1 protein-coding gene and 1 pseudogene are annotated in these 1,450 nt (G+C 78.5%); both read left to right on the top strand.

Annotated features, from left to right (window positions below):
- Positions 1-974: pseudogene (locus G9H71_RS22640) on the top strand (hypothetical protein); the annotation flags it as partial.
- A 93-nt stretch (positions 975-1,067) separates the two neighbouring features.
- A partial coding sequence (locus tag G9H71_RS22635; RefSeq protein ID WP_269204808.1) for a sigma factor occupies positions 1,068-1,450 on the top strand: 383 nt, incomplete at its 3' end.

The raw sequence follows: 1,450 nt of genomic DNA, 5'->3' as shown, positions 1-1,450 counted from the left end.
GGGCCGCCGCCGACCCGCGCTCGGCACCGGTGCAGGCCGCGGACGTGGAGGCAAAGGTCTGCGGCTCGCTGCTCTACGCGGCTCTCACCGCCCGCTGGCCGGCAGCCGAGGACGCCGGCCTCGAGCCGGCCCCGCTCCTGGACGGGGTCGCCTGCGCGCCCCGGCAGGTGCGCGCCGGGCTTCCTGCGGCGCTGGACGACATCGCGTGCCGCGCGCTGGGCCTGCCCGCCGCTCGCCGCGGCGCGCCACCACTGCACACGGCCGAGGACGTCGCGGCCGCGCTGCACGCGACCCATGCGCCCGGCGTCGACGAGCCCGCCCTGCCGGTGGCCGAGCCGGCCCTGCGCGCCACGCCGCCGTCCCGGTGGGTACGCCTCCTGCGCCTGGCGCCCGGAGCCGTGCTGCTCGCCGGCCTGGCGCTGCTGGGCTGGCAGGTGGTGGACGCGGTGCGCTCCGACGAGCCGTCCGACCCCGTCCGGGAGCGGGCCGCGAGCCCACGCCCCTCCGCGACACCGGTGGCCGTGCGCCCGGTGGGCGCCGAGGGGTTCGACCCGCTGGGCGACGGCGTCGAAGGCGTCGGCGGCCGTGCCGTGGACGGCGACCCGGAGACGTCGTGGACCACCGCGACGTACTTCCGCCGCCCGGACCTCGGCGGGCTCAAGTCGGGAGTCGGCCTGCTCCTGGACCTCGGCCGGGCCGTCCGCGTGTCCGAGGTGCGGGCCGACATAACCCCCGGGGCCGACGTGCAGGTCTTCCTGCTGGCGTCCGAGCCCACTGAGGCGCCGACCGGGCCGCCGGCCACGACCGTGACGGACGCCCCGGAGCAGGTGGCGGTCGACGTGCCCGGCGACGGCGCGGCCGGCACGCCCGCACGCTACGTCCTGCTCTGGCTCACCCGGCTGCCTCCGGCCCCCGAGGACCCGACCAACTACCGCGGAGAGGTCCGCGAGGTCACGGTCCGCGCGATCCGCTAGTTGGATTCCCGTGAAACATCCGCGCGTCAGCCGCGCCGCCCTGATGGGATGAGCGCGGTGGAACGCGGGCGCGCACGGAGGGAGGGGGCCGGGTTGGGGGCGGGCGAGGACTACTCCGAGGCGAGCGACGCGGAACTGCTCGAGCGGCACCGGGCCGGGGACCCCGAGGCCTTCGGCGAGGTCGTGCGCCGGCACCGCAACCGGCTCTGGGCCGTCGCGCTGCGGACCCTCGGCGACCCCGAGGAGGCGGCGGACGGCGTGCAGGACGCCCTGGTGTCGGCCTTCCGGGCGGGCCGCGGGACCAGCGGGGGCGGCTACCGGGGAGACGCCGCCGTCACCACGTGGCTGCACCGGGTCGTGGTGAACGCCTGCCTCGACCGCGCCCGGCGCCGGCGCGTACGGGACGCCGTGCCGCTGCCCGTCGGCGAGAGCGGCGAGGACCTGCTGCCCGCTCCCGGTGACGCCGTGGCCGAGCG

The organism is Motilibacter deserti (assembly GCF_011250635.1).
Lineage (GTDB): Bacteria > Actinomycetota > Actinomycetes > Motilibacterales > Motilibacteraceae > Motilibacter_A > Motilibacter_A deserti.
Note: the sequence above shows the minus strand (reverse complement) of the source record. Positions and strands in the feature narration are given on the sequence as shown.